Source organism: Rhizobium sp. BK661 (assembly GCF_024808825.1).
GTDB lineage: Bacteria > Pseudomonadota > Alphaproteobacteria > Rhizobiales > Rhizobiaceae > Rhizobium.
This window is the reverse complement of record NZ_JANTYT010000001.1, coordinates 262,732-281,644: the sequence shown is the minus strand read 5'-3', so window position 1 is coordinate 281,644 and position 18,913 is coordinate 262,732. Positions and strand designations below refer to the sequence as shown.

Here is an 18,913-nt window from a genome sequence, read left to right as displayed (position 1 = left end):
GGCGGACCTCAATGCTGCAGAAGGAAGGCATGCTCGCCGACGAGGCGGCGGCGCAGCCATGCGGAGAACTGGTCAACCGCGACAATGGTGATGAAGAGCAACAGAACCAGTGCCACGGTCTTGGCACCGAAACCGCGCGAGATGGAAAGCTTCAGCTCCTCGCCGATACCGCCGCCGCCGACGGCGCCGATGATGGTGGAGGCACGGACATTGACCTCCAGGCGAAGCAGCGCATAGGACATGAAATTCGGCAGAACCTGCGGCAGCGCGGCAAAGCGGACGCGCTCGGCCCAGCTGGCGCCGACGGCCTTCATGCCTTCATCCGGCTTCATGTCGATATTCTCGACGACTTCGTAGAAGAGCTTTCCAAGTGCGCCGATCGTGTGAAGACTGACGGCGATGATGGCGGCGACCGGACCGATCGAGAGGATCGCGGCAAAGAGGCCGGCGATTACGATCTCGGGAAAGGCGCGCAGGAATTCCATCAGGCGCTTGACGACGATGCGCAGCGGCGAAGAAGGCGAAAGGTTGCGGGCTGCGAGGAAGCTCATCGGCACGGCGAAGACAAAGCCGATGATGGTCGAGACCAGCGCGATGTTGATCGTGATGATCATCAGCTCGAAATATTCGGGGATGTAGAAGCTGCCCGATACAGGCACACGACCGAGCGCGAAATTGTATTCTTCGCCGGTCTGGTGGCTCGGGCTTTCGATATCGAACAGCGCCCGCCAGACGTCGTTCCAGTCCTTCGGAACAAGCCAGCTCACGAAATCGAAGAGGTGCGGAAGGCGTTCGAAGAAATGGCCGGCATTGCTTTCGTCCGCGAACTTCACGGAGCTGACGAAAGCGACCAGGAGGATCACCAGGCCGAGACCAGTGTAGAGGCGCCGGCGCGCCACCATCTTGCTCCACGCCTCGCCGATTTCATGGGCGCTCTGCTGCGGTTGCTGCGCGCGGTGCGTCTGGGAATGGGGATCGGCAAAGGTCATGAAACGATGTCCGCTTTCTTGGCAGGAAAAAGGGCGGCCACAAGGGCCGCCCCTCTCGATCTCAAGATCGATCAGCCGCCGATGGCAGCCTTACGAGCGTCGATGATCGCGTTGTAGAAGTCAGGCTTGACCTTGGAGTAGCCCTTGAAGTCGCCGCCTTCGATGGCTGCGAAGCACTTGGCGTCCTTTTCCGGAAGCTTCATGAAGAAGTCCGTGAGCTTGGCCTGCCACTCGGTGCCGAGTTCGTTGCGAACGACGAGCGGGCCGTTCGGGATCAGCGGCGAGCGCCATACTTCAACGAGCTTGTTCGGATCAACGGTGCCCTTGTCGACAGCCTTGCGGAAGGTGCCGGAGGTGTAGCCGTCCTTGAAGTCGCCGATGCCCGAGCTATCGTCAACAGCAACGTCGACCTTGCCGTCATAGGCAGCGAGAAGGTTGTTCTCGTGGCCGCCGTTGAACTGCGTCGAAGCGAAGTACTTGTCGTTCGGAACGCCGGTGTCCTTCGGGATCTGCGTCAGCGGGATCAGGTAACCAGACGTGGAGTCCGGATCGGCGTAGCCGAGCTTCTTGCCCTTGGCGTCCTTGATGTCCTTGATGCCGGCCGACTTCAGAGCGAGACCGATCGAGTAGTAGCCGGTCGAGCCGTCTTCCTGCTGCGTCGTCAGGATCGGGGTTACAGCCTTCGGATCCTTGATGTGGACGGCTGCGTAACCGGAAGCACCGAGTTCTGCGAAGTCGAGCGTGCCGCCGAGGAGACCCTGGATAACGCCGTCATAGTCGGCAGCCGGGAAGAGCGAAACCTTCTCGAAGCCGAACTCCTGCTTCAGGTGGTCGGCAAGGCAGGCGTAGTTGCGAAGACGGTCGGCTTCGTTTTCGCCGCCGAGGATACCGACGCGGAATTCCTTGAGGTCGGCAGCATGCGAAACGCCAGCGAGCGCAAACAGCGCCGTGGCGGCAAAAAGTGCTTTCTTCAACATGGTTCTCTCCTGATTGACCGGGGTCTCCGGCAATTCTGTTTAAGAAGAAGTGTGCCCATAACGCAGGCTTACGATCGAGGCCGCCCCTCTCAGAGACCGGCCAGCGCCAGCGGTTGCAAGCCGGCGGATTGTTGCGCGGCTGCGGCCGCGGGAATGTTGATCGAGGTCGACGTCATCGTTTCGTCGATGCCGGCGCCGTTCTTGTCGGTGCCGTAGATCTGCTTGACGGCTTCCGCCGTCAGTTCGGACGGCTTGCCATCGAAGACGACGCGACCGGCCGACATGCCGACGATGCGCTCGCAGTAATTGCGCGCGGTGTCGAGCGTATGCAGGTTGGTGACGACGGTGATGCCTTCACGCTCGTTGATGTCGCGGAGTGCATCCATGACGATCTTGGCGTTCAGCGGATCGAGCGAGGCGATCGGCTCATCGGCGAGCAGCATCTTCGGGTTCTGCATCAGGGCGCGGGCAATGGCGACGCGCTGCTGCTGGCCACCCGACAAGGTGCCGGCCATCTGCAGCGCCGTCTGCTCGATGCCAAGACGCTCGAGGGCGGCAATGGCGTGAATGCGCTCTTCGCGGCTGAAGACGCCGAGCAGGCTCATTGTCGTCGAGCGGTGGTTGAGGCGGCCGAGCATGACGTTCGTCAGCACGTCGAGACGCGGCACGAGATTGAACTGCTGGAAGATCATCGCACAGTCGCGCTGCCAATTGCGCAGTGCATGGCCACGCAGACGCGAGACTTCGACGCCTGCGAAATGGATCGAGCCTGACGTCGGCTCCTGCAGGCGGTTGATCATACGCAGCAGCGTGGACTTGCCCGCGCCCGAGCGGCCGATGATGCCGACCATCTGTCCCTGAGGAATATCGAGCGTCACGGAATCGACGGCAGTCTTGGTTCCGAAACGGCGGGTGACATTCTTCAGTTCGAACATCATGCTCTTCCTCATAGTCCAGGTGCGATATGGGGCAGTGCATTAGTCCCGGTTCATGAAGCTCCAATGTCAGTTTTGTGTAAGGACTGTCATAATCGAGGCTTTGGTGGATAACGAAACCCGCCGGCTTGCCTGCAGACAAGGGCCTGCTGGTCGGCGTCTCGCCTCGCGATTTCAACCCCCGGCCTGTCGCCGTTGACGGTTGACCGGACCGCCAGTCGATGGCAGGCAATCCGGGACCCGACGATAGTGGAGCAAAGCGATGGATCAGACACTCTTCAAAAGCCTGTGCAAAGGCGGCAAGTTCAAAGAGGCACTCGCTCTCGCCACCCGCGGACACGAGGACGAGAAGTTCACGCCCAGCCGCTTCTCGATGGACAAGAAGACCGGACTGCCGATCTTCTACCGCGGCAACAAGCGCGTCGAGCCCGATGAGAACGGTGAATGGCAGCTGGCGAAGAACCCGTGGGCGTGAGGGCCGAAGCCAACAGTTGATCGCGGCAAGTTACGCGCCGGCAGCCCCTACCGGAAACCGCACCGCCGCGGCCGGACCAGCCTGAGTCAACCGTTCACCGGGTACCTTTGCCACGCAACGACAGGCGGCCGCGCTCGGCAAGCTCATCCGCGCGCTCGTTGCCGGCAAGGCCCGAATGGCCCTTGCACCAGGCGATGGTCAGCAGGCGATTGCGAGACAGCTGGCCGTCGATCGCTTTCCAGAGATCCGGATTTGCGATGGTTCGGCTCCGGGCCTTCGCGTTGGCACTTATCTTCTTCCAGCCGTTGTTCTTCCAGATGTGGCGCCACTGATTGCAGCCTTTGACGGCGTAAGCCGAGTCGGACCATACGACAGCAGCTTCCTCCGTGGCGTTGGCGTTGATCCAGGTCACGGCTTCGAGCAGCGCGATCAGTTCCGTCGTATTGTTGGCGGTATCCTTGACGCCGCCAAAACCGCAGGCGACTTCCGCATCGTCGCGATGGACCACGAACGCCCAGCCACCCTCGCTTGAAACAGGTTCGTAGCAACCGTCCGCGAAGACGTAGAGTTCTTGCCCGGCAGCGACATTTTCAGGGAGGTGGACAGTGTCGGGGTGGTCGGTCATTTGCGCCTTGTGGATATCCATCCGCGAAGGACGGATCGCGGAGGCTCGGTCTTACGCCGAGCCGTCCGGAAAGCCAGACCTATTCGGCAGCAGCCAGAAACACCGCGTTCTCTGACGAAGATGCAAGGGCGCGAACCCTGGCTTCCGTCCTGGCGATCAGCCGATAGAACTCGTCTGTCGCTTCGACATCGAGCTGGATGACGGCATTTACGTCGTCCGGGGTATCGCAGACGCAGGCGACCGCCGATATCGGACAGATGCCACCCGGATACCGCTTGCCGGTTCCCGTGTAGGCGCGACGACCCCACTGTTCCGAATAGACCGTTTCCTCACGCTCAAGCTGCAGGATCGTGCCCTTGCAGGCCGTCACGATCGCAGCCTTGCCGTAAGCGAACCAATGATAGTTCAGCTTGCGCAGAATATATTTGCCAGTGATATCTTCGCCGGCCAATTCCGCCGGATCTTCAATCATTCTGATCATGATGACTTCCTCAAGATCAGCCTAATATCCATGAAGTACGTTTATCAGACAAGTCGGAAAAGGTTAGCTTTTGTAAAGACTTAGTCACAATGTATTTCCGATTCTTACAGGAATTGGCATTCGCGCAAGCTCATCCACGGCCAAACGGGTGGTATCCTTGCGGCAAACAGGGGTCGCCTCCGGCTCTTCCCTAGCAGAGACAGACGCGACTATTGTGACAACGGGGTGCGCCGATGCTTCGTCGGCTGCAAGTTTTAGCGACCGGGCGAGCCGCGAATAGCGGTGATCGGCCGGCCGCTTTTGGGCGGCCAAGCTCCGGGGCGCCCGATCATGCTTCGTAGCGGGCGAGGAAATCTTCGGCGCTCAGCGCGCGGAAATCGGCCAGGGCAACGCGCAGGCGATCGTGCTCCCAGTCCCACCAGGCGAGCTTGTCCATCCGTTCGCCGACCTCTTTCGGGAAGCGTTCGCGGATCAGCTTGGCCGGGACGCCGCCGACGATGGTGTAGGGCGCGACATCCTTGGAGACGACGGCACCGGCGCCAATGACGGCGCCATTGCCGACCGTGACGCCGGGCAGGACGGTGGCGCCGTGACCGATCCAGACGTCGTGGCCAATGACGACGCGGTTAGAGCGGCGCCATTCGAAGAAGTCGGTCTCCATATCGGCATCCGGCCAATAATCGGCGGCGCGATAGGTGAAATGGTGCAGCGTCGCGCGCCAGGTCGGGTGGTTGGTGGCATTAATGCGCACCGATGCTGCGATGTTGACGAACTTACCGATCGTCGCGCACCAGATGGCGCCGTCCTGCATGACATAGGAATAGTCGCCGAACTCGACCTCCTCGATGCGGCAACGCTCCGAGACCTCCGTGAAGCGGCCGAAGGTGGCGTTCTTCACGGATGCCGATTCATGGAAATAAGGCTCGAGGCCAATCTTGCGGCTCATGCTGCGATTGCCTTTCGCGGCGAGAACTTCTGGACGTCGAGAATGCGGTCGGCGACGGCTTCGCGCACTTCCTCATCGTGGAAGATGCCGAGCAGGGCGACGCCCGCCTTCTTCTTCTCCTCGATCATGCCGACGACGACGGCGCGGTTCCTGGCATCGAGGGAAGCGGTCGGCTCGTCGAGCAGCAGGACTGTGTGATCGGTGATGAAGCCGCGGGCGATGTTTACGCGCTGCTGCTCGCCGCCGGAGAAGGTGGCTGGCGGAAGCTGCCAGAGCGCTTCCGGCAGGTTCAGCTTCGCGAGAAGGTCTGCCGCCTTTTCGCGTGCCGTTTCCGCCTTCTCGCCACGGGCAACCAGCGGCTCGGCAACAACGTCGATCGCCGCGACGCGCGGCACGGTGCGCAGGAACTGGCTGACATAGCCAAGCGTATCGCGGCGCACGGCGATGACGGTGCGCGGGTCGGCTGTTGCCAGATCGACGATCTTGTCGTGATGCTTGATGAGGATCTGGCCGCTATCGACGGCGTAGTTGCCGTAGATCATCTTCAAGAGCGAGCTCTTGCCGATGCCCGACGGGCCGCCGAGCACGACGCATTCCCCGCAGGCAACGGAAAAGGATACATCCGAAACGACCGGCAGCTTGATGCCGTCGCGCAGGTGCATGGTGAAGCTCTTGACGACTTCAGAAACAACGAGTGGCGTTGCCATGATTTCTTTCCTTAGTTTCGCTTGCCGCGGACACCGGTAGCCGGAGTCAGAACGGCATTCGCGATCAGACCTGCAGGATGGAGGAAACGAGGAGCTGCGTGTACGGCTCGCGCGGATCGTCAAGCACACGATCGGTCAGCCCCTGCTCGATGACATGGCCATCCTTCATCACCATCATGCGGTGCGACAGCAGGCGCGCGACGGCAAGGTCGTGGGTGACGATGATGGCGGCAAGACCAAGATCGTTGACGAGCCCGCGAACGAGATCGAGCAGGCGGGCCTGCACCGACACATCGAGGCCGCCGGTCGGCTCGTCCATGAACACCAGACGCGGGCCGGTCACCAGATTGCGGGCGATCTGCAGGCGCTGCCGCATGCCGCCGGAGAAGGCCCGCGGCTGGTCGTCGATACGACCCTCGTCGATCTCGACGCGCTGCAGCCAGTCGACCGCGGTGGAGCGGATATTGCCGTAGTGGCGATCGCCGATCGCCATCAGGCGTTCGCCGACATTGGCGCCGGCCGAGACCGTCATGCGCAGACCGTCAGCCGGATTCTGATGCACGAAACCCCAGTCGGTGCGCATCAGGAAGCGGCGCTCGGCCTCGTTCATGCGATAGAGGTCGCGATAGGCGCCGTCGCGCATGTGGTATTCGACGCTGCCGGTCGTCGGCATCAGGCGCGTCGAGATACAGTTGAGCAGTGTCGTCTTGCCTGAGCCGGATTCACCGACGATGGCGAGCACTTCGCCGGGCCAGAGCTCGAAGGAGACATTCCGGCAGCCGATGCGGTTGCCGTAGAATTTCGAGACGTCATTGACTTTGAGAAGCGGGGTGTCGCTCATTCGGCGGCCTCCTGATTGGGTGCCAACATCTCGCCGGCATGCCCATGGGCGCGGCGGTCTTCGCAATGGTCGGTGTCGGAGCAGACGAACATGCGCCCGCCCTTGTCATCGAGGATGACCTCGTCGAGATAGACCTCCTCGGCGCCGCAGAGCGCACAAGGCTTGCCGAAGCGCTGGATCTCGAAGGGGTAGTCGTCGAAATCGAGGCTGACGACTTCGGTATAGGGCGGAACCGCATAGATGCGCTTCTCGCGCCCTGCCCCGAAGAGCTGCAACGCGTCCGACATGTGCATTTTCGGATTGTCGAACTTCGGCGTCGGCGACGGATCCATGACGTAGCGGCCGGCAACCTTGACCGGATAAGCATAGGTCTTCGAGATGCGGCCGTTGTGCGCGATGTCCTCGTAGAGCTTCACATGCATGAGGCCATATTCCTCAAGCGCGTGCATCTTGCGGGTCTCGGTCTCGCGCGGCTCGAGGAAGCGGAGCGGCTCCGGGATCGGAACCTGGTAGACCAGCACCTGGTTGGCCCCGAGCTTCTCTTCCGGGATGCGGTGGCGGGTCTGGATGATCGTCGCGTCCTTGGTGTGCGTCGTCACCGCGACATTCGCAACCTTCTGGAAGAAGGCGCGGATCGAGACGGCGTTGGTCGTGTCGTCGGCGCCCTGGTCGATGACCTTGAGGACATCATCCGGCCCGATGATCGAGGCCGTGACCTGCACGCCGCCGGTGCCCCAGCCGTAAGGCATCGGCATCTCGCGCGAGGCGAACGGCACCTGATAGCCGGGAATGGCGATCGCCTTCAGGATCGCGCGGCGGATCATGCGCTTCGTCTGTTCGTCCAGATAAGCGAAATTGTAGCTGGCTAGATCGGTCATTCCGCAGCCTCCTTCATCGTGTCATCGCCGCCGACGCGGTTGGCTTCGAATTCGTTGCGCATGCGGCGAACCAGATCGAGTTCCGCCTGAAAGTCGATGTAATGCGGCAGCTTCAGATGCTCGACGAAGCCGGTCGATTGAACGTTGTCGGCATGCGAGATGACGAATTCCTCGTCCTGTGCCGGAGCCGTGATGTCTTCGCCGAGTTCTTCGGCGCGCAGTGCTCGATCGACAAGCGACATCGACATTGCCTTGCGCTCGCTCTGGCCGAAAACCAGGCCGTAGCCGCGGGTGAACTGCGGCGGCGCCTTGGACGAACCCTTGAACTGGTTGACCATCTGGCACTCCGTCACCTGGATGGTGCCGAGCGAGACGGCGAAACCAAGTTCGGGAACATCGAATTCGACCTCGACTTCACCGATGCGGATTTCGCCGGTGAAGGGATGGTTGCGGCCGTAACCGCGCTGGGTCGAATAGCCGAGCGCCAGCAGGAAGCCTTCGTCGCCGCGGGCCAGCGCCTGCAGGCGCAGATCGCGGGTCATCGGGAATTCCATCGGCTCGCGCGTCAGGTCGCCGATCTCGTGATCCTCGGGCATTTCGCCATCGCCCTCGATCAGGCCTTCCTGTGCCAGAATTTCCGAAACGCGCATGACGCGGCCGGATTCGGCATCGCGAAGTGTCGGCTCCTCGACGGCTTCGTCTGACAGCAGCGAAGGGTCGAGGAGGCGATGCGTATAGTCGAAGGTCGGACCGAGCAGCTGGCCGCCCGGCAGATCCTTGTAGGTGGCGGAGACGCGGCGCTCGATCTTCATGCGGGCGGTATCGACCGGCTTGCTATAACCGAAGCGCGGCAGCGTCGTGCGATAGGCGCGAAGCAGGAAGATCGCCTCGATCATGTCGCCGCGCGACTGGCGGACGGCGAGAGCGGCAAGCGTGCGATCGTAGAGCGAGGCTTCGGCCATGACACGGTCGACGGCCAGCGCCAGCTGCGCGACGATCTGGTCGATACCGATAGCCGGCAACGAACGGTCACCGCGACGGCGATCCGCCAGCAGGCGATGGGCGTTGGCAATGGCGGCTTCGCCCCCTTTGACAGCAACATACATGGGTCACATCTCCGTTGCGGTGATCTTGGTGGTGCGCGGCAGGCAGACGAACCGGCTGCCCGAGGTCAGCACGATGTCGATGCCGCGCGGGAAGAGGGCGCGGTTCTCCGTCCAGAGGCGCAGGAAGGTGTCGGGCAGGCCAAGCGGCGCGATATCGGTGACCGTCTTGATGCCAGGGCCCATGAGCGCCAGCTTGCGGCCGCCTTCGATATCCGCCAGTTCGATGACCAGTGTCGTCGAACGGTCAGGATACTCCTGGGTGCCGGCGGCAAAGAGACCGAAGGACGACAGAGGCGTTCCGGCTTCGACGAAGGCGAAGCGCGCTCCGGCCTTCTCCGGCGTGACAGGCGCGCCGGTGTGGAAGCCGAGCCATTGCGGCACGGCGGATTTCGCGAGACCTGATGACAGCCAGACCGGGGTATCGTGATCGCAGAGCGTCAGCGCGATCGCGCCTGCCGCAACGCCGAGGGGGGCCGGCGGCAAAGCATCGGGGGAAACCGTCTGGATCGTGCCCGGACGCGCCATCGCATCCATCATCAGCTTGAAAACCCGCTGGGCGTGGAAGACCGGCTCGGCAAAGCCACCAGTCAGAACTTCCGTCTTGAGGCTCATCAGTCGTCTCCGCGAACCATGGTGAAGAAATCGACGCGGGTTGCTGCCGTCTCATCGGCCTTGCGGCGATCGGCATCCGCCACGCGTGCGGCGACCGGCTGCAGCAGCGCCTGCTCGACGAAGGATTGTGTGGTCTGCTCCTGCCAGAGGGCGTCGAAGATGGCGGAGAGCCGGGCCTTCTCACGATCGGTGCCGAGCGCCTGGGCGTGACCGACTGAGCCCGAGGCAAGGCGCACGGTGGCGCGGGTCACCGTCACCTCACCGAGGTTGAACGGCGCACCGCCGCCGCCCATCCGACCCCGGACCATGACGAGGCCCGTTTCCGGTCCGCGCACAGGCTGGACCGCCGGCTTTTCCGCCAGCTTGTCCCAAGCCGCGACCAGCTCCTGCCGCTCCGCACGCGCAAGCAGGTCGACGACGCGCTTGCGCCCACCTGCCCCCGGCTCATTCTTTTCCGCTAAGGTCATCGCCACATCCTTTAAATGTTTATTGATATAGACAACTATACAAGATATGGTTACGCTTAAATCGGCGACATGACAAGCGTGTGACATCAAGGGGTAAAATGGCGGGGCAGGTACAAAGACAGACGGGCGTGGCGCTGTGGCGGCAGATCGCCGACCGCATTCGCCAGGCGATCAGCGCCGGTGCCTATGACGAGACCGGCATGGTGCCGCCGGAGACGGTGCTGGCGCTGCAGTTCGGCGTCAACAGACATACAGTCAGAAGCGCGATCGCTGCCCTTGCCCAGGAGGGTATCGTGCGCGCCGTGCAGGGGCGCGGCACGCTGATCGAGCGCAAGGAGCGGCTGAACTTTCCGATCACCAAGCGCACCCGGTTTACAACAGGGATCGGCGAGCAGGCGCGCGAGATGCGCGCACTGCTGCTTTCCCATTCGGAGGAGAAGGCTGACGCGGACGTGGCGCGCGGGCTGAAGATCCGGCCGGGCGAGCCTGTCGTGCGCATGGAAACGGTGCGCAAGGCCGATGGCCGCCCGGTCTCCTGCGCGACGGCGTGGTTTCCGGCCGCGCGCTTCGGCGGCATGCCCGACGCCTACAAGCGGACGGAATCGATCACCAAGGCCTTTGCGGAGCTTGGACTATCCGACTACGTGCGCGCGACCACCGAGATCACCGCCGTCCATGCCGATGAGGCGGATACCGCAGCACTCGAACTGGCGCCCGGCGCGATCCTGCTGATCACCAAGGCCGTCAACACCGACCTCGAAGGCGTGCCGGTGCAATATGCGATCAGCCGGTTTGCGGCCGACCGCGTACAGTTCACGATCGAGAATTGAGAGGGCGCGTCTGAAAACCTGGCGTTGATCAGCCGCCCTCGCCCGACAGTCACGCGCTCGGCTCAGCGTCAACCGGCTTCGCGCTCGCAGTGGGAATACAGCAAGATTGTGCGGGCTGTTCCGCAAGCCAGCGATCGCGCGGCTTGCAGCTCGCCGGCCGCGGCGACAGGTCGACGTGCACGGTGCCGTCGCGCAGCACTGGCATCGCGGCGCGGTAAAGCTGCATCGGTTGAACGCCGTCGCTGACTTCGAATGTCAATTTGGCTGAATCGTCGATCTTCACGGCCTCAGTAACCTTGCGGATGATCGCGAGGAATTTGCCGGCAGGCATATGGGTACGGTCGTCCTCCTCGATATCCCAAAGCTGAACGAAGATCTCCGTCCATGCTTCCCGGTTGGCACCGCAGTCCAGCGCCGAGAACTGGCCGGCCTTTACCTCGGTGACATGATAGCCCGGCTTCACCGGTCGTCCGTCGTAGTAGAATATCAGCGGAAAATCGTTGGCGCCCGTAAGCACGCCGAGTAGCTGGCAGAGCGTGATATCGTCTTCCTGAACTTTGCTATTGTCGATCGTATCCATCTGCGTTATTCCTAATTTCAATTATTCAAGGATTGTTGAAATATGGATCAACGTCAAGCCCTCGTTGCGTTCGGCGCGCTATCTCAGGAAACCCGCCTGCAAATCATCCGCATGCTCGTGGTCGCCGGCCCAAAAGGCATGGCGGCGGGCGCAATCGCAGAACAGGCGGAGGTATCGCCCTCCAACATCTCCTTCCACCTGAAGGAACTGGAACGCTCTGGCCTGATCGCGCAACAGCGAGAATCCCGATCGATCATCTACACCGCAAACTACGAGGCGCTCGGCGGCCTGGTTCGCTTCCTGATGGAAGACTGCTGCTCCGGACACCCGGAAATCTGCGCGCCCGCCGCCGAGGTTGCGGCCTGTTGCGCCCCTAAGATGGAGGAGGAACTGCAATGACCACCGACCGCACCTACAACGTGCTCTTTCTTTGCACCGGCAATTCCGCTCGCTCGATCCTGGCCGAATCCATTCTCAACACGGAAGGCAAAGGCCGGTTCAAAGCGTATTCGGCCGGCAGCCAGCCGAAGGGAGAGGTCAACCCTTACGCATTGAAGGAGCTGCAAGCGCAAGGCTATCCGTCGACCGGATTCCGTTCGAAGAACTGGGACGAATTCGCCGCGCCAGGCGCTCCGGAGATGGACTTCATCTTCACGGTCTGCGACAGCGCAGCCGGCGAGGCCTGTCCGGTGTGGATTGGCCATCCCATGACTGCTCATTGGGGTGTTGAGGATCCCGCTACCGTCGAAGGCAGCGAAGTCGACAAGGGCCGCGCCTTCGCGCAAGCCGCCCGCTTCCTGAAGAATCGTATCACTGCTTTTCTGAGCCTGCCGCTGTCCTCGATCGACAAGCTTGCGCTGGAAACGCACCTGCGCCAGATCGGCGCCCTCGAAGGCACCAGCATCCGGCAGCCCAAGGCAAGCTGATGGCCGGGTTTGATCTGCCGCGCCGGCTGGTTGCAGAAGCGCTCGGGACAGCGATGCTTGTCGCAACAGTGGTCGGCTCCGGCATCATGGCGGCATCGCTCACCCAGGATGTCGGCCTGGCACTGTTGGGTAACACGCTGGCGACGGGCGCGATCCTGGTGGTATTGATCACCATCCTCGGCCCGATCTCCGGCGCCCAATTCAATCCTGCGGTCTCGCTGGTTTTCGCTCTCTCCCGCAGGTTGCCGAAGCGCGACTTTGGGGGATACATCCTGGCTCAGATCGTCGGCGGCGTGGCTGGCACGATCGCCGCTCACCTGATGTTCGCCCTGCCACTTGTTGAAATGTCGACCAAGGTCCGTACCGGCGGCGCGCAGTGGTTTTCAGAAGGCGTTGCAACGTTCGGGCTGGTGGCGGTGATCCTCGCCAGCGTCAAGTTCGAACAAAAAGCAGTGCCCTGGCTGGTGGGGCTCTACATCACGGCCGCCTATTGGTTCACTGCCTCGACCTCGTTCGCCAATCCCGCCGTCGCTTTGGCACGATCGTTGACCAACACCTTCTCCGGGATCCGTCCGGTCGACCTGCCGGGATTCTGGCTCGCCGAGATTGCCGGAGCGGTCGCCGCCCTCATCCTGTGTACTTGGCTTCTGCGGCCAAGTAGTGCTCAGACCGGCAGAGCCTAAATTTCACGCCCAGCCGCGTGCAGAAAGGCGACCGTGGATGGAGGCATCAGCGACCGGGCTCGAAGTCGGTGGAGACACTGAGATCCCGCCAGGCCACATGCTCCTTGGCTCGCACCGCATCGTTCTGCTCGACGCCGCGCACCGCATCGCTGCCGAGCAACAGGCGCAGCGGTGGTTCAGCGAGAGCGGCGACATGGATGATTACCGTGGCCGCCTTTGCTGGATCGCCCGGTTGTTTGCCGTTGTAGTCGCGCTGGTAGCGGGCCATCTTGCCGACGGTGTCTTCGTATTCCGGGCGCCCTTCTCGGAGCGTGGTAGAGGCGCCAGCAAAATCGGTCCTGAAGCCGCCGGGCTCGATGATCGTCACCTTGATGCCGAGCGGACCGACTTCCCGGGAAAGCACCTCCGAGAAACCTTCGACGCCCCACTTTGCGGCCGCATAAGGCGCGCGGCCGGCTGGGCCGATGCGGCCGCCGACGGAGGAAAACTGGATGATGTGACCGGAACCCTGCTCGCGCATCAGCGGCAGCGCCGCCTTGGTGACGATGATTGTTCCAAACAGGTTGGTTTCGATCTGGGCGCGGAAATCGGCAAGGCTGGTATCCTCGATCGATCCGACGTCGCCGTAGCCTGCATTGTTGACGAGCACGTCGAGGCGTCCGAACGTCTCAACCGCTGCCTTCACGGCTGATGCGGCCGATTGCTCGTCGGTCACATCAAGAGGAATCGTCAAGACATTGGCGGGGTAGCGGTGCTTGATATCCTCTAGCTGCGATGGATCGCGCGCGGTCGCGACCAGCTTGTGCCCTGCCGCCAGCACCGCTTCCGCAAGCGCCCTGCCGAGGCCGCGAGAGCTGCCTGTAATCAACCAAACCTGTGACATCCAAAATCTCCTTGATCCGTCGCAAGACCATATAGGCAAGTCGGTTTCATCTTGAAAGAAGGCACCCGCAGGAGCTATACATACCTAATGGTAACTGACCTGGACGATGGTACATTCGATTTTTGCGAGACACTGACCGACGCGCAGGATGCGCTGGCCCGCGAGATGCTGGAGCGCGCCAGCGCAAAGTGGCCGCTGCGCGTCATGCACATCCTTGCCGAGGCCAAGGCCCCCTTGCGCTTTTCGCGGGTTCTGGAGCGGGTCGAGGGGATCAGCCAGAAGGTGCTGACGCAGACACTGCGGACGCTCGAAAGCGACGGGCTGGTGACGCGGACGCTCTACCCACAGGTGCCGCCGCGGGTGGAGTATGAACTGACGCCGCTCGGCGGCGAGCTTCTGGTGGAGGTAGTGACGCTCTGGCAGTGGATCGCCAACCGCCTGCCGGATTTCGAGGCGGCCCGAGCAAAGGCGCCCCGGGCGGGAGCCACGTCAAAGAGCTAGTAAGCTGGTGGCGACAAGGCTGGAAAGCGCCGCGCAGCCGGACGTGCGAGGCGCAATCGATATCAATGCGCGCCGGACATATCGCCAAGCACTTCCTTGGAAGCGACGGTCGAGTCGGCGTTGAGCTTGTAGACCATCGGAACGCCGGTCGCGAGGTTCAGCGCCAGGATCTGTTCCTTGGTCAGACGGTCAAGAACCATGACCAGAGAGCGCAACGAGTTGCCGTGGGCGGCGACCAGCACCTTTTCGCCGCGCAGGACGCGGGGCAGGATTTCGGTCAGGTAGTACGGCCAGACGCGGGCGCCGGTGTCGCGCAGGCTTTCGCCGCCCGGAGGCGGAACATCGTAGGAGCGGCGCCAGATATGGACCTGCTCTTCACCCCACTTGGCGCGGGCGTCGTCCTTGTTGAGACCGGAGAGATCGCCGTAGTCGCGCTCGTTCAGCGCCTGATCCCTGAAGGCCTTGAGGTCCGGCTGACCGACGTTGTCGAGGATGATCTTCAGCGTGTCCTGGGCGCGCTTCAGATCCGAGGTGAAGGCGACGTCGAACTTGATGCCGTAATCGGCGAGCGCCTTGCCGCCGGTGTTGGCTTCCTGAATGCCGAGTTCGGTCAGGTCAGGGTCCTTCCAGCCGGTGAAAAGGTTCTTGAGGTTCCAGTCGCTCTGGCCGTGGCGAACGAGGACGAGAGTGCCGCTCATGAAAAATGCCTCCGAAAAAGATTACTTTGAAGAAAGCCCGAGCACGTCGAGCATGGAATAGAGACCGGGCTTCTTGTCGCGCGCCCAGAGCGCTGCCTTGACGGCGCCGCGGCCGAAGATCGAGCGGTCGGTGGCGCTGTGCGACATCGTTACGGTTTCGCCCTCGCCGGCGAAGATCACCGAATGCTCGCCGACGACGGAGCCGCCGCGCAGCGTCGCAAAGCCGATGGTGCCCTGCTCGCGCGGGCCGGTGTGACCGTCGCGCACCCGCACCGAATGCGAGGCGAGGTCGATGCCTCTGCCCTTGGCCGCCGCGTCGCCAAGCAGCAGTGCGGTGCCTGAGGGTGCATCGACCTTGCGCTTGTGATGCATTTCGAGAACTTCGATATCCCAGTCGGCAGGTTCCAGGGCACGAGCCGCCTGTTCGACGAGGACGCTGAGCAGGTTGACGCCGAGGCCCATATTGCCTGATTTCACGACACGGGCGTGACGGGCAGCAGCCGCGATCTTCGCGTCGTCGTCGACCGAGCAGCCGGTCGTGCCGATGACGTGGACAATGCGTGCCTGGGCCGCCAAGGCGGCGAATTCCACCGTGCCGGCGGGCGACGTGAAATCGAGAACGCCTTCGGCATGGAGAAAGGCCGCCAGCGGATCATCGCCGATGATCACGCCATTCGGGCCGAGACCGGCAATTTCGCCGGCGTCCTTGCCGAGGAAGGGCGAGCCGGTGCGCTCGACGGCGGCATGCAATGTCACGCCGTCAATGGCGTGAATGAGACGGATGAGCGTCTGCCCCATGCGCCCTGCTGCGCCAACCACCACCAGTTTCATCGCAGCATCGCTCATGTCAGTCGATCATCCTATTGTCAGCGGGCATCGGAGGCGGCCGGCCTCTGCAGATTGTTGAGTCGAGCGTAGAGACCGTCGCTGCGCCGCGCAAGGCTGTCGTGGTTGCCCTCTTCGATGATGCGGCCCTGCTGCATGACGACGATCTTGTCGGCGCGGACGACGGTCGAAAGACGGTGGGCGATCACGACCACTGTGCGGCCGACCATGGCCTCATCGAGCGCCTTCTGAACGGCCGCCTCGGACTCGGTGTCGAGCGCCGAGGTCGCCTCGTCGAGCAGCAGGATCGGAGCGTTGCGGACCAGCGCGCGGGCGATGGAGAGCCTCTGGCGCTGACCGCCGGAGAGCGTCACGCCATTCTCGCCGACCGGCGTGTCGTAGCCCTGCGGCTGCGCAAGAATGAACTCATGCGCATAGGCCAGGCGGGCCGCGCGTTCGACGTCCTCGTCGGTCGCCTCTTGGCGGCCATACCGGATGTTGTCGCGAATCGTGCCCTCGAAGAGGTACGGCTGCTGGGAAACATAGGCCAGCTGCTCGCGCAGCGACTGCTTCGTTACGTGCGCGATGTCCTGACCATCGATCAGAATCTGACCGGCCTTCGGATCATAGAAGCGCGGAATGAGGGTGATGATCGTCGACTTGCCGGCGCCGGACGGACCAACCAGCGCCGTGGTCTTGCCGCCTTCGGCGAAGAAGCTGACATCGCGCAACACTTCATCCTCGCCGTAGGCGAAGGAAACGTTGCGGAATTCGATTTTGGCGTCCGTGACGACGAGCGCCTTCGCGTCCGGCACGTCGCGCTGATGCGGGACCGTGTCGAGGAATTCGTAGATCATGCGGGCGTTGACGACAGCGCGCTCCATCTGCACCTGCAGGCGCGCGAGGCGGCGTGCGGGATCGTATGCGAGCAGCAACGCTGTGACGAAAGAGAAGAAGGCGCCCGGTGGAATGTTGTTATAGATCGTGCCGTAGGCGGCATAGGCAAGGACGCTGGCGACCGCGAGGCCGGCAAAGCTTTCCGTCAGCGGTGCCGTCCGTTCCGACAGGCGGGCGATCCGGTTCGCGCGCCGTTCTGCGCTCTCGACGAGCCTGTCAACCTTGCCTTCCAGCTGGCCTTCCATGGTGAAGGCCTTGACGATAGCGATGCCCTGGATCGTTTCCTGCATCGCGCCTGCGACATGGTTGTTTACGTGGATCGCGTCTTTTGTCGCGGTACGAAGCCGCTTCGACACATATCGCAATGCGTAAAGAAGAGGCGGCGCCAGAACAAACACCGCGAGGCTCAGCAGCGGATCCTGGATGATCATCACCGCCAGCAGCGAGACGAACGTCAGAAGGTCGCGCACGGTCGAGGTGATCGTCAGGTTCATCACATCGCGAATGCCGCTGATGTTTTGATTGAGCTGCGAAACGACGTGGGCCGAGCGCGTCTGGTTGAAGTAGCCGAGCGACAGCTTCATCAGGTGCGAATAGGCACGCTGCTGATATCGCGCCACGATATTGTTGCCGATCTTCGAGAGCACCACCGCCTGGCCGTAGCTCGCGAAACCGCGCGCGACGAAGGCAATGAAAATTGTAAAGCAGATCGCCCAGACAATATCCGCACGCCGGTTCTGGAACGCCTCATTGACGACGGACTTCATGATCCAGGCGGTATACGCCGTCGACAGGGCGACGATGACGAGGCAGGTGATCGCAAAAACATAGCCCCACAGATGATCACGGCCGTTTTCCGCGAGGATGCGCTTCAAGATGCCGGTGATGCTGTCGCTGTTAACGGGCGTCTTCTGGGTGTCGGGTGATTGCAAAAATCAGTCTTCCTGTGTGTCAGGACACGCGAGCCCTCATGACTGCGTGCGCTCGCGCGGCTCTATAAAGAGTTGACGGCCTTTTGACCAGAGCCGTTAGGCCCGCCAGCGACGGCCGTCGGTCGAGACCCCGAAACTCTCGGGCTTGCGGGCATACGACGACAGCCCGGCAAGAGCCGCGAGGGGGTGCGTTACGACATAGGTCGGGATCGTCGCCAATAGCTCGGAATGCGGCGCCTTGTCCTCGAACGCCGCGCGAAATTCCGGTTTCTTCAGTGCTGGAAGGATCTTCTGCGGGATGCCACCCGACAGAAACACGCCGCCGCGGGCCATGAAGATCATCGCCATATCGCCGGCAACGCGGCCGAGATAGGTAGAGAACAGGCTGATCGTCTCGACGGCAACGGCGTCGGAACCGGCCAACGCATGGGAGGTGATGTCCGCCGGATCGGAATAGACCGGGGCAATGCCATCCACCGTGCAGATCGCCCGGTAGAGATTGACGATGCCGCGGCCGCAGAGGATCTGCTCGGCCGATACTCGGCCTTCGATCGTTTCCACATAGGGGAAGATCTGCAGGTCGCGTGCGGTGCGCGGCCCGAGATCGACGTGGCCACCCTCGCCTGGCACGGGGATCCACGCGCCACGTGCATGCACGAGCCCGCCAACACCGAGACCGGTGCCGGGGCCGAGGACGAGACGCGAGGCGATCATCTCGCCGGACGCGTCGCCCAGCTGCTCACGATGTTCGTCAGAGAGATCCGAGATTGCGAGTGCCTGTGCCTCGAAGTCGTTGACGACAAGAACGTCCTCGATACCGAGACCGTCTATCATCGTTCGCGGACGCACGACCCAGTCGCAGTTCGTCAACGGAATTTCGTCAGCGCTGATCGGCCCGGCAACGGCCAGAATCGCCGAACGCGGCCGCAGGCTGCTCTTTTCCAGAATGCAGCTGCGGATCGCATCATCGATCGTCTCAAAATCGGCGGTGCGGACATTGGGAAAATGGATCTGCTCTGCCTCGGCATCCGGAATAATGGAAAAACGGGCATTGGTGCCGCCGATATCGCCGATCAGGATCGGAAAGGGCATGACGGTGTCGCTGGTGTCGAGTTGCAT

24 protein-coding genes are annotated in these 18,913 nt (G+C 62.4%); 6 read left to right on the top strand and 18 right to left on the bottom strand.

All coding sequences use genetic code 11. The features are described from left to right. Positions 1 to 8: 8 nt before the first annotated feature. The 3 genes from phnE to phnC form a co-directional block, all read right to left on the bottom strand. Positions 9 to 989, bottom strand: coding sequence for a phosphonate ABC transporter, permease protein PhnE (gene phnE / locus FHX16_RS01365; RefSeq protein ID WP_259126372.1), 981 nt, complete (start codon positions 987 to 989; stop codon positions 9 to 11). 71 nt (positions 990 to 1,060) lie between these two features. After that, positions 1,061 to 1,966 (bottom strand): phosphonate ABC transporter substrate-binding protein, encoded by a 906-nt coding sequence (gene phnD, locus FHX16_RS01360; RefSeq protein WP_183863480.1) that lies wholly within the window; start codon positions 1,964 to 1,966, stop codon positions 1,061 to 1,063. 89 nt (positions 1,967 to 2,055) lie between these two features. Next, the gene (phnC, locus tag FHX16_RS01355) at positions 2,056 to 2,901 is read right to left on the bottom strand and encodes a phosphonate ABC transporter ATP-binding protein (RefSeq protein WP_183863553.1); all 846 of its coding nucleotides are present in this window, start codon (positions 2,899 to 2,901) and stop codon (positions 2,056 to 2,058) included. A 262-nt stretch (positions 2,902 to 3,163) separates the two neighbouring features. On the opposite strand from phnC, the gene FHX16_RS01350 reads away from it, so the two are divergent. Further along, positions 3,164 to 3,376, top strand: coding sequence for a hypothetical protein (locus FHX16_RS01350; protein WP_183863478.1), 213 nt, complete (start codon positions 3,164 to 3,166; stop codon positions 3,374 to 3,376). A 94-nt stretch (positions 3,377 to 3,470) separates the two neighbouring features. Here the strand turns inward: FHX16_RS01350 and FHX16_RS01345 are convergent, their stop codons facing one another. From FHX16_RS01345 to phnG, 9 genes are all read right to left on the bottom strand, one after another. Next, positions 3,471 to 4,001, bottom strand: coding sequence for a ribonuclease H (locus FHX16_RS01345; protein WP_259126371.1), 531 nt, complete (start codon positions 3,999 to 4,001; stop codon positions 3,471 to 3,473). 79 nt (positions 4,002 to 4,080) lie between these two features. Further along, positions 4,081 to 4,482, bottom strand: a complete 402-nt coding sequence (locus FHX16_RS01340; RefSeq protein WP_183863474.1) for a hypothetical protein — start codon at positions 4,480 to 4,482, stop codon at positions 4,081 to 4,083. Between the two features lie 328 nt (positions 4,483 to 4,810). Next, the gene (locus FHX16_RS01335; RefSeq protein WP_183863472.1) at positions 4,811 to 5,428 is read right to left on the bottom strand and encodes a DapH/DapD/GlmU-related protein; all 618 of its coding nucleotides are present in this window, start codon (positions 5,426 to 5,428) and stop codon (positions 4,811 to 4,813) included. Continuing rightward, a complete protein-coding gene (gene phnL / locus FHX16_RS01330; RefSeq protein ID WP_183863470.1) occupies positions 5,425 to 6,135 on the bottom strand; it encodes a phosphonate C-P lyase system protein PhnL in 711 nt (236 codons plus the stop codon). The genes FHX16_RS01335 and phnL overlap by 4 nt, the downstream gene beginning before the upstream one ends. Positions 6,136 to 6,199: 64 nt before the next feature. Then, positions 6,200 to 6,976, bottom strand: a complete 777-nt coding sequence (gene phnK / locus FHX16_RS01325) for a phosphonate C-P lyase system protein PhnK (protein ID WP_183863468.1) — start codon at positions 6,974 to 6,976, stop codon at positions 6,200 to 6,202. After that, the gene (locus FHX16_RS01320; protein ID WP_183863466.1) at positions 6,973 to 7,854 is read right to left on the bottom strand and encodes an alpha-D-ribose 1-methylphosphonate 5-phosphate C-P-lyase PhnJ; all 882 of its coding nucleotides are present in this window, start codon (positions 7,852 to 7,854) and stop codon (positions 6,973 to 6,975) included. Before FHX16_RS01320 ends, phnK begins: the two co-directional genes overlap by 4 nt. Next, the gene (locus tag FHX16_RS01315) at positions 7,851 to 8,960 is read right to left on the bottom strand and encodes a carbon-phosphorus lyase complex subunit PhnI (protein WP_183863464.1); all 1,110 of its coding nucleotides are present in this window, start codon (positions 8,958 to 8,960) and stop codon (positions 7,851 to 7,853) included. Before FHX16_RS01315 ends, FHX16_RS01320 begins: the two co-directional genes overlap by 4 nt. Before the next feature lie 3 nt (positions 8,961 to 8,963). Beyond that, the gene (phnH, locus tag FHX16_RS01310; RefSeq protein WP_259126370.1) at positions 8,964 to 9,572 is read right to left on the bottom strand and encodes a phosphonate C-P lyase system protein PhnH; all 609 of its coding nucleotides are present in this window, start codon (positions 9,570 to 9,572) and stop codon (positions 8,964 to 8,966) included. Further along, the gene (gene phnG / locus FHX16_RS01305) at positions 9,572 to 10,039 is read right to left on the bottom strand and encodes a phosphonate C-P lyase system protein PhnG (RefSeq protein WP_183863460.1); all 468 of its coding nucleotides are present in this window, start codon (positions 10,037 to 10,039) and stop codon (positions 9,572 to 9,574) included. Before phnG ends, phnH begins: the two co-directional genes overlap by 1 nt. Positions 10,040 to 10,137: 98 nt before the next feature. Between phnG and phnF the strand changes: the two genes are divergently transcribed. After that, complete coding sequence (gene phnF / locus FHX16_RS01300; protein WP_183863458.1) at positions 10,138 to 10,869, top strand: phosphonate metabolism transcriptional regulator PhnF; 732 nt, start codon at positions 10,138 to 10,140, stop codon at positions 10,867 to 10,869. A gap of 49 nt (positions 10,870 to 10,918) precedes the next feature. On the opposite strand, the gene FHX16_RS01295 is transcribed toward phnF, so the two are convergent. After that, complete coding sequence (locus tag FHX16_RS01295) at positions 10,919 to 11,449, bottom strand: DUF6428 family protein (RefSeq protein ID WP_183863456.1); 531 nt, start codon at positions 11,447 to 11,449, stop codon at positions 10,919 to 10,921. Positions 11,450 to 11,491: 42 nt separating this feature from the next. Between FHX16_RS01295 and FHX16_RS01290 the strand changes: the two genes are divergently transcribed. From FHX16_RS01290 to FHX16_RS01280, 3 genes are read left to right on the top strand one after another with little or no spacing between them, the layout of a single operon-like run. Further along, positions 11,492 to 11,848, top strand: coding sequence for a helix-turn-helix transcriptional regulator (locus FHX16_RS01290; protein WP_183863454.1), 357 nt, complete (start codon positions 11,492 to 11,494; stop codon positions 11,846 to 11,848). Next, positions 11,845 to 12,375, top strand: a complete 531-nt coding sequence (locus tag FHX16_RS01285) for an arsenate reductase ArsC (protein ID WP_183863452.1) — start codon at positions 11,845 to 11,847, stop codon at positions 12,373 to 12,375. Before FHX16_RS01290 ends, FHX16_RS01285 begins: the two co-directional genes overlap by 4 nt. After that, the gene (locus FHX16_RS01280) at positions 12,375 to 13,058 is read left to right on the top strand and encodes an MIP/aquaporin family protein (protein WP_183863450.1); all 684 of its coding nucleotides are present in this window, start codon (positions 12,375 to 12,377) and stop codon (positions 13,056 to 13,058) included. Before FHX16_RS01285 ends, FHX16_RS01280 begins: the two co-directional genes overlap by 1 nt. 46 nt (positions 13,059 to 13,104) lie before the next feature. Here FHX16_RS01280 and FHX16_RS01275 read toward each other — a convergent pair whose 3' ends face one another. Next, positions 13,105 to 13,941, bottom strand: coding sequence for an oxidoreductase (locus tag FHX16_RS01275; RefSeq protein WP_183863448.1), 837 nt, complete (start codon positions 13,939 to 13,941; stop codon positions 13,105 to 13,107). Positions 13,942 to 14,028: 87 nt separating this feature from the next. On the opposite strand from FHX16_RS01275, the gene FHX16_RS01270 reads away from it, so the two are divergent. Continuing rightward, positions 14,029 to 14,442 carry a helix-turn-helix domain-containing protein gene (locus FHX16_RS01270; protein ID WP_183863446.1) on the top strand — a complete coding sequence of 138 codons (414 nt, stop codon included), beginning with the start codon at positions 14,029 to 14,031 and terminating at the stop codon, positions 14,440 to 14,442. A 62-nt stretch (positions 14,443 to 14,504) separates the two neighbouring features. On the opposite strand, the gene FHX16_RS01265 is transcribed toward FHX16_RS01270, so the two are convergent. From FHX16_RS01265 to FHX16_RS01250, 4 genes are all read right to left on the bottom strand, one after another. Continuing rightward, positions 14,505 to 15,140, bottom strand: coding sequence for a 2,3-bisphosphoglycerate-dependent phosphoglycerate mutase (locus tag FHX16_RS01265; protein ID WP_183863444.1), 636 nt, complete (start codon positions 15,138 to 15,140; stop codon positions 14,505 to 14,507). 21 nt (positions 15,141 to 15,161) lie between these two features. Then, on the bottom strand, positions 15,162 to 15,986 hold the full coding sequence (gene dapB / locus FHX16_RS01260) for a 4-hydroxy-tetrahydrodipicolinate reductase (protein WP_183863442.1): 825 nt from the start codon (positions 15,984 to 15,986) through the stop codon (positions 15,162 to 15,164). Between the two features lie 20 nt (positions 15,987 to 16,006). Then, positions 16,007 to 17,794 carry an ABC transporter ATP-binding protein gene (locus tag FHX16_RS01255; protein ID WP_183863440.1) on the bottom strand — a complete coding sequence of 596 codons (1,788 nt, stop codon included), beginning with the start codon at positions 17,792 to 17,794 and terminating at the stop codon, positions 16,007 to 16,009. Between the two features lie 96 nt (positions 17,795 to 17,890). Further along, positions 17,891 to 18,913, bottom strand: a complete 1,023-nt coding sequence (locus FHX16_RS01250; RefSeq protein ID WP_259126369.1) for a glucokinase — start codon at positions 18,911 to 18,913, stop codon at positions 17,891 to 17,893.

What these genes read in the sequence shown, in the direction of transcription:
- phnK (WP_183863468.1), bottom strand. Translation starts at nt 6,976, where the DNA reads ATGAGCGACACCCCGCTTCTCAAAGTCAATGACGTCTCGAAATTCTAC.
- FHX16_RS01350 (WP_183863478.1), top strand. Translation starts at nt 3,164, where the DNA reads ATGGATCAGACACTCTTCAAAAGCCTGTGCAAAGGCGGCAAGTTCAAA.
- FHX16_RS01250 (WP_259126369.1), bottom strand. Translation starts at nt 18,913, where the DNA reads ATGCAACTCGACACCAGCGACACCGTCATGCCCTTTCCGATCCTGATC.
- phnC (WP_183863553.1), bottom strand. Translation starts at nt 2,901, where the DNA reads ATGTTCGAACTGAAGAATGTCACCCGCCGTTTCGGAACCAAGACTGCC.
- FHX16_RS01295 (WP_183863456.1), bottom strand. Translation starts at nt 11,449, where the DNA reads ATGGATACGATCGACAATAGCAAAGTTCAGGAAGACGATATCACGCTC.
- FHX16_RS01290 (WP_183863454.1), top strand. Translation starts at nt 11,492, where the DNA reads ATGGATCAACGTCAAGCCCTCGTTGCGTTCGGCGCGCTATCTCAGGAA.
- FHX16_RS01315 (WP_183863464.1), bottom strand. Translation starts at nt 8,960, where the DNA reads ATGTATGTTGCTGTCAAAGGGGGCGAAGCCGCCATTGCCAACGCCCAT.
- FHX16_RS01285 (WP_183863452.1), top strand. Translation starts at nt 11,845, where the DNA reads ATGACCACCGACCGCACCTACAACGTGCTCTTTCTTTGCACCGGCAAT.
- phnF (WP_183863458.1), top strand. Translation starts at nt 10,138, where the DNA reads ATGGCGGGGCAGGTACAAAGACAGACGGGCGTGGCGCTGTGGCGGCAG.
- FHX16_RS01270 (WP_183863446.1), top strand. Translation starts at nt 14,029, where the DNA reads ATGGTAACTGACCTGGACGATGGTACATTCGATTTTTGCGAGACACTG.
- phnH (WP_259126370.1), bottom strand. Translation starts at nt 9,572, where the DNA reads ATGAGCCTCAAGACGGAAGTTCTGACTGGTGGCTTTGCCGAGCCGGTC.
- FHX16_RS01340 (WP_183863474.1), bottom strand. Translation starts at nt 4,482, where the DNA reads ATGATCAGAATGATTGAAGATCCGGCGGAATTGGCCGGCGAAGATATC.
- FHX16_RS01265 (WP_183863444.1), bottom strand. Translation starts at nt 15,140, where the DNA reads ATGAGCGGCACTCTCGTCCTCGTTCGCCACGGCCAGAGCGACTGGAAC.
- phnG (WP_183863460.1), bottom strand. Translation starts at nt 10,039, where the DNA reads ATGACCTTAGCGGAAAAGAATGAGCCGGGGGCAGGTGGGCGCAAGCGC.
- FHX16_RS01280 (WP_183863450.1), top strand. Translation starts at nt 12,375, where the DNA reads ATGGCCGGGTTTGATCTGCCGCGCCGGCTGGTTGCAGAAGCGCTCGGG.
- FHX16_RS01335 (WP_183863472.1), bottom strand. Translation starts at nt 5,428, where the DNA reads ATGAGCCGCAAGATTGGCCTCGAGCCTTATTTCCATGAATCGGCATCC.
- FHX16_RS01345 (WP_259126371.1), bottom strand. Translation starts at nt 4,001, where the DNA reads ATGACCGACCACCCCGACACTGTCCACCTCCCTGAAAATGTCGCTGCC.
- dapB (WP_183863442.1), bottom strand. Translation starts at nt 15,986, where the DNA reads ATGAGCGATGCTGCGATGAAACTGGTGGTGGTTGGCGCAGCAGGGCGC.
- phnE (WP_259126372.1), bottom strand. Translation starts at nt 989, where the DNA reads ATGACCTTTGCCGATCCCCATTCCCAGACGCACCGCGCGCAGCAACCG.
- phnD (WP_183863480.1), bottom strand. Translation starts at nt 1,966, where the DNA reads ATGTTGAAGAAAGCACTTTTTGCCGCCACGGCGCTGTTTGCGCTCGCT.
- FHX16_RS01320 (WP_183863466.1), bottom strand. Translation starts at nt 7,854, where the DNA reads ATGACCGATCTAGCCAGCTACAATTTCGCTTATCTGGACGAACAGACG.
- FHX16_RS01275 (WP_183863448.1), bottom strand. Translation starts at nt 13,941, where the DNA reads ATGTCACAGGTTTGGTTGATTACAGGCAGCTCTCGCGGCCTCGGCAGG.
- phnL (WP_183863470.1), bottom strand. Translation starts at nt 6,135, where the DNA reads ATGGCAACGCCACTCGTTGTTTCTGAAGTCGTCAAGAGCTTCACCATG.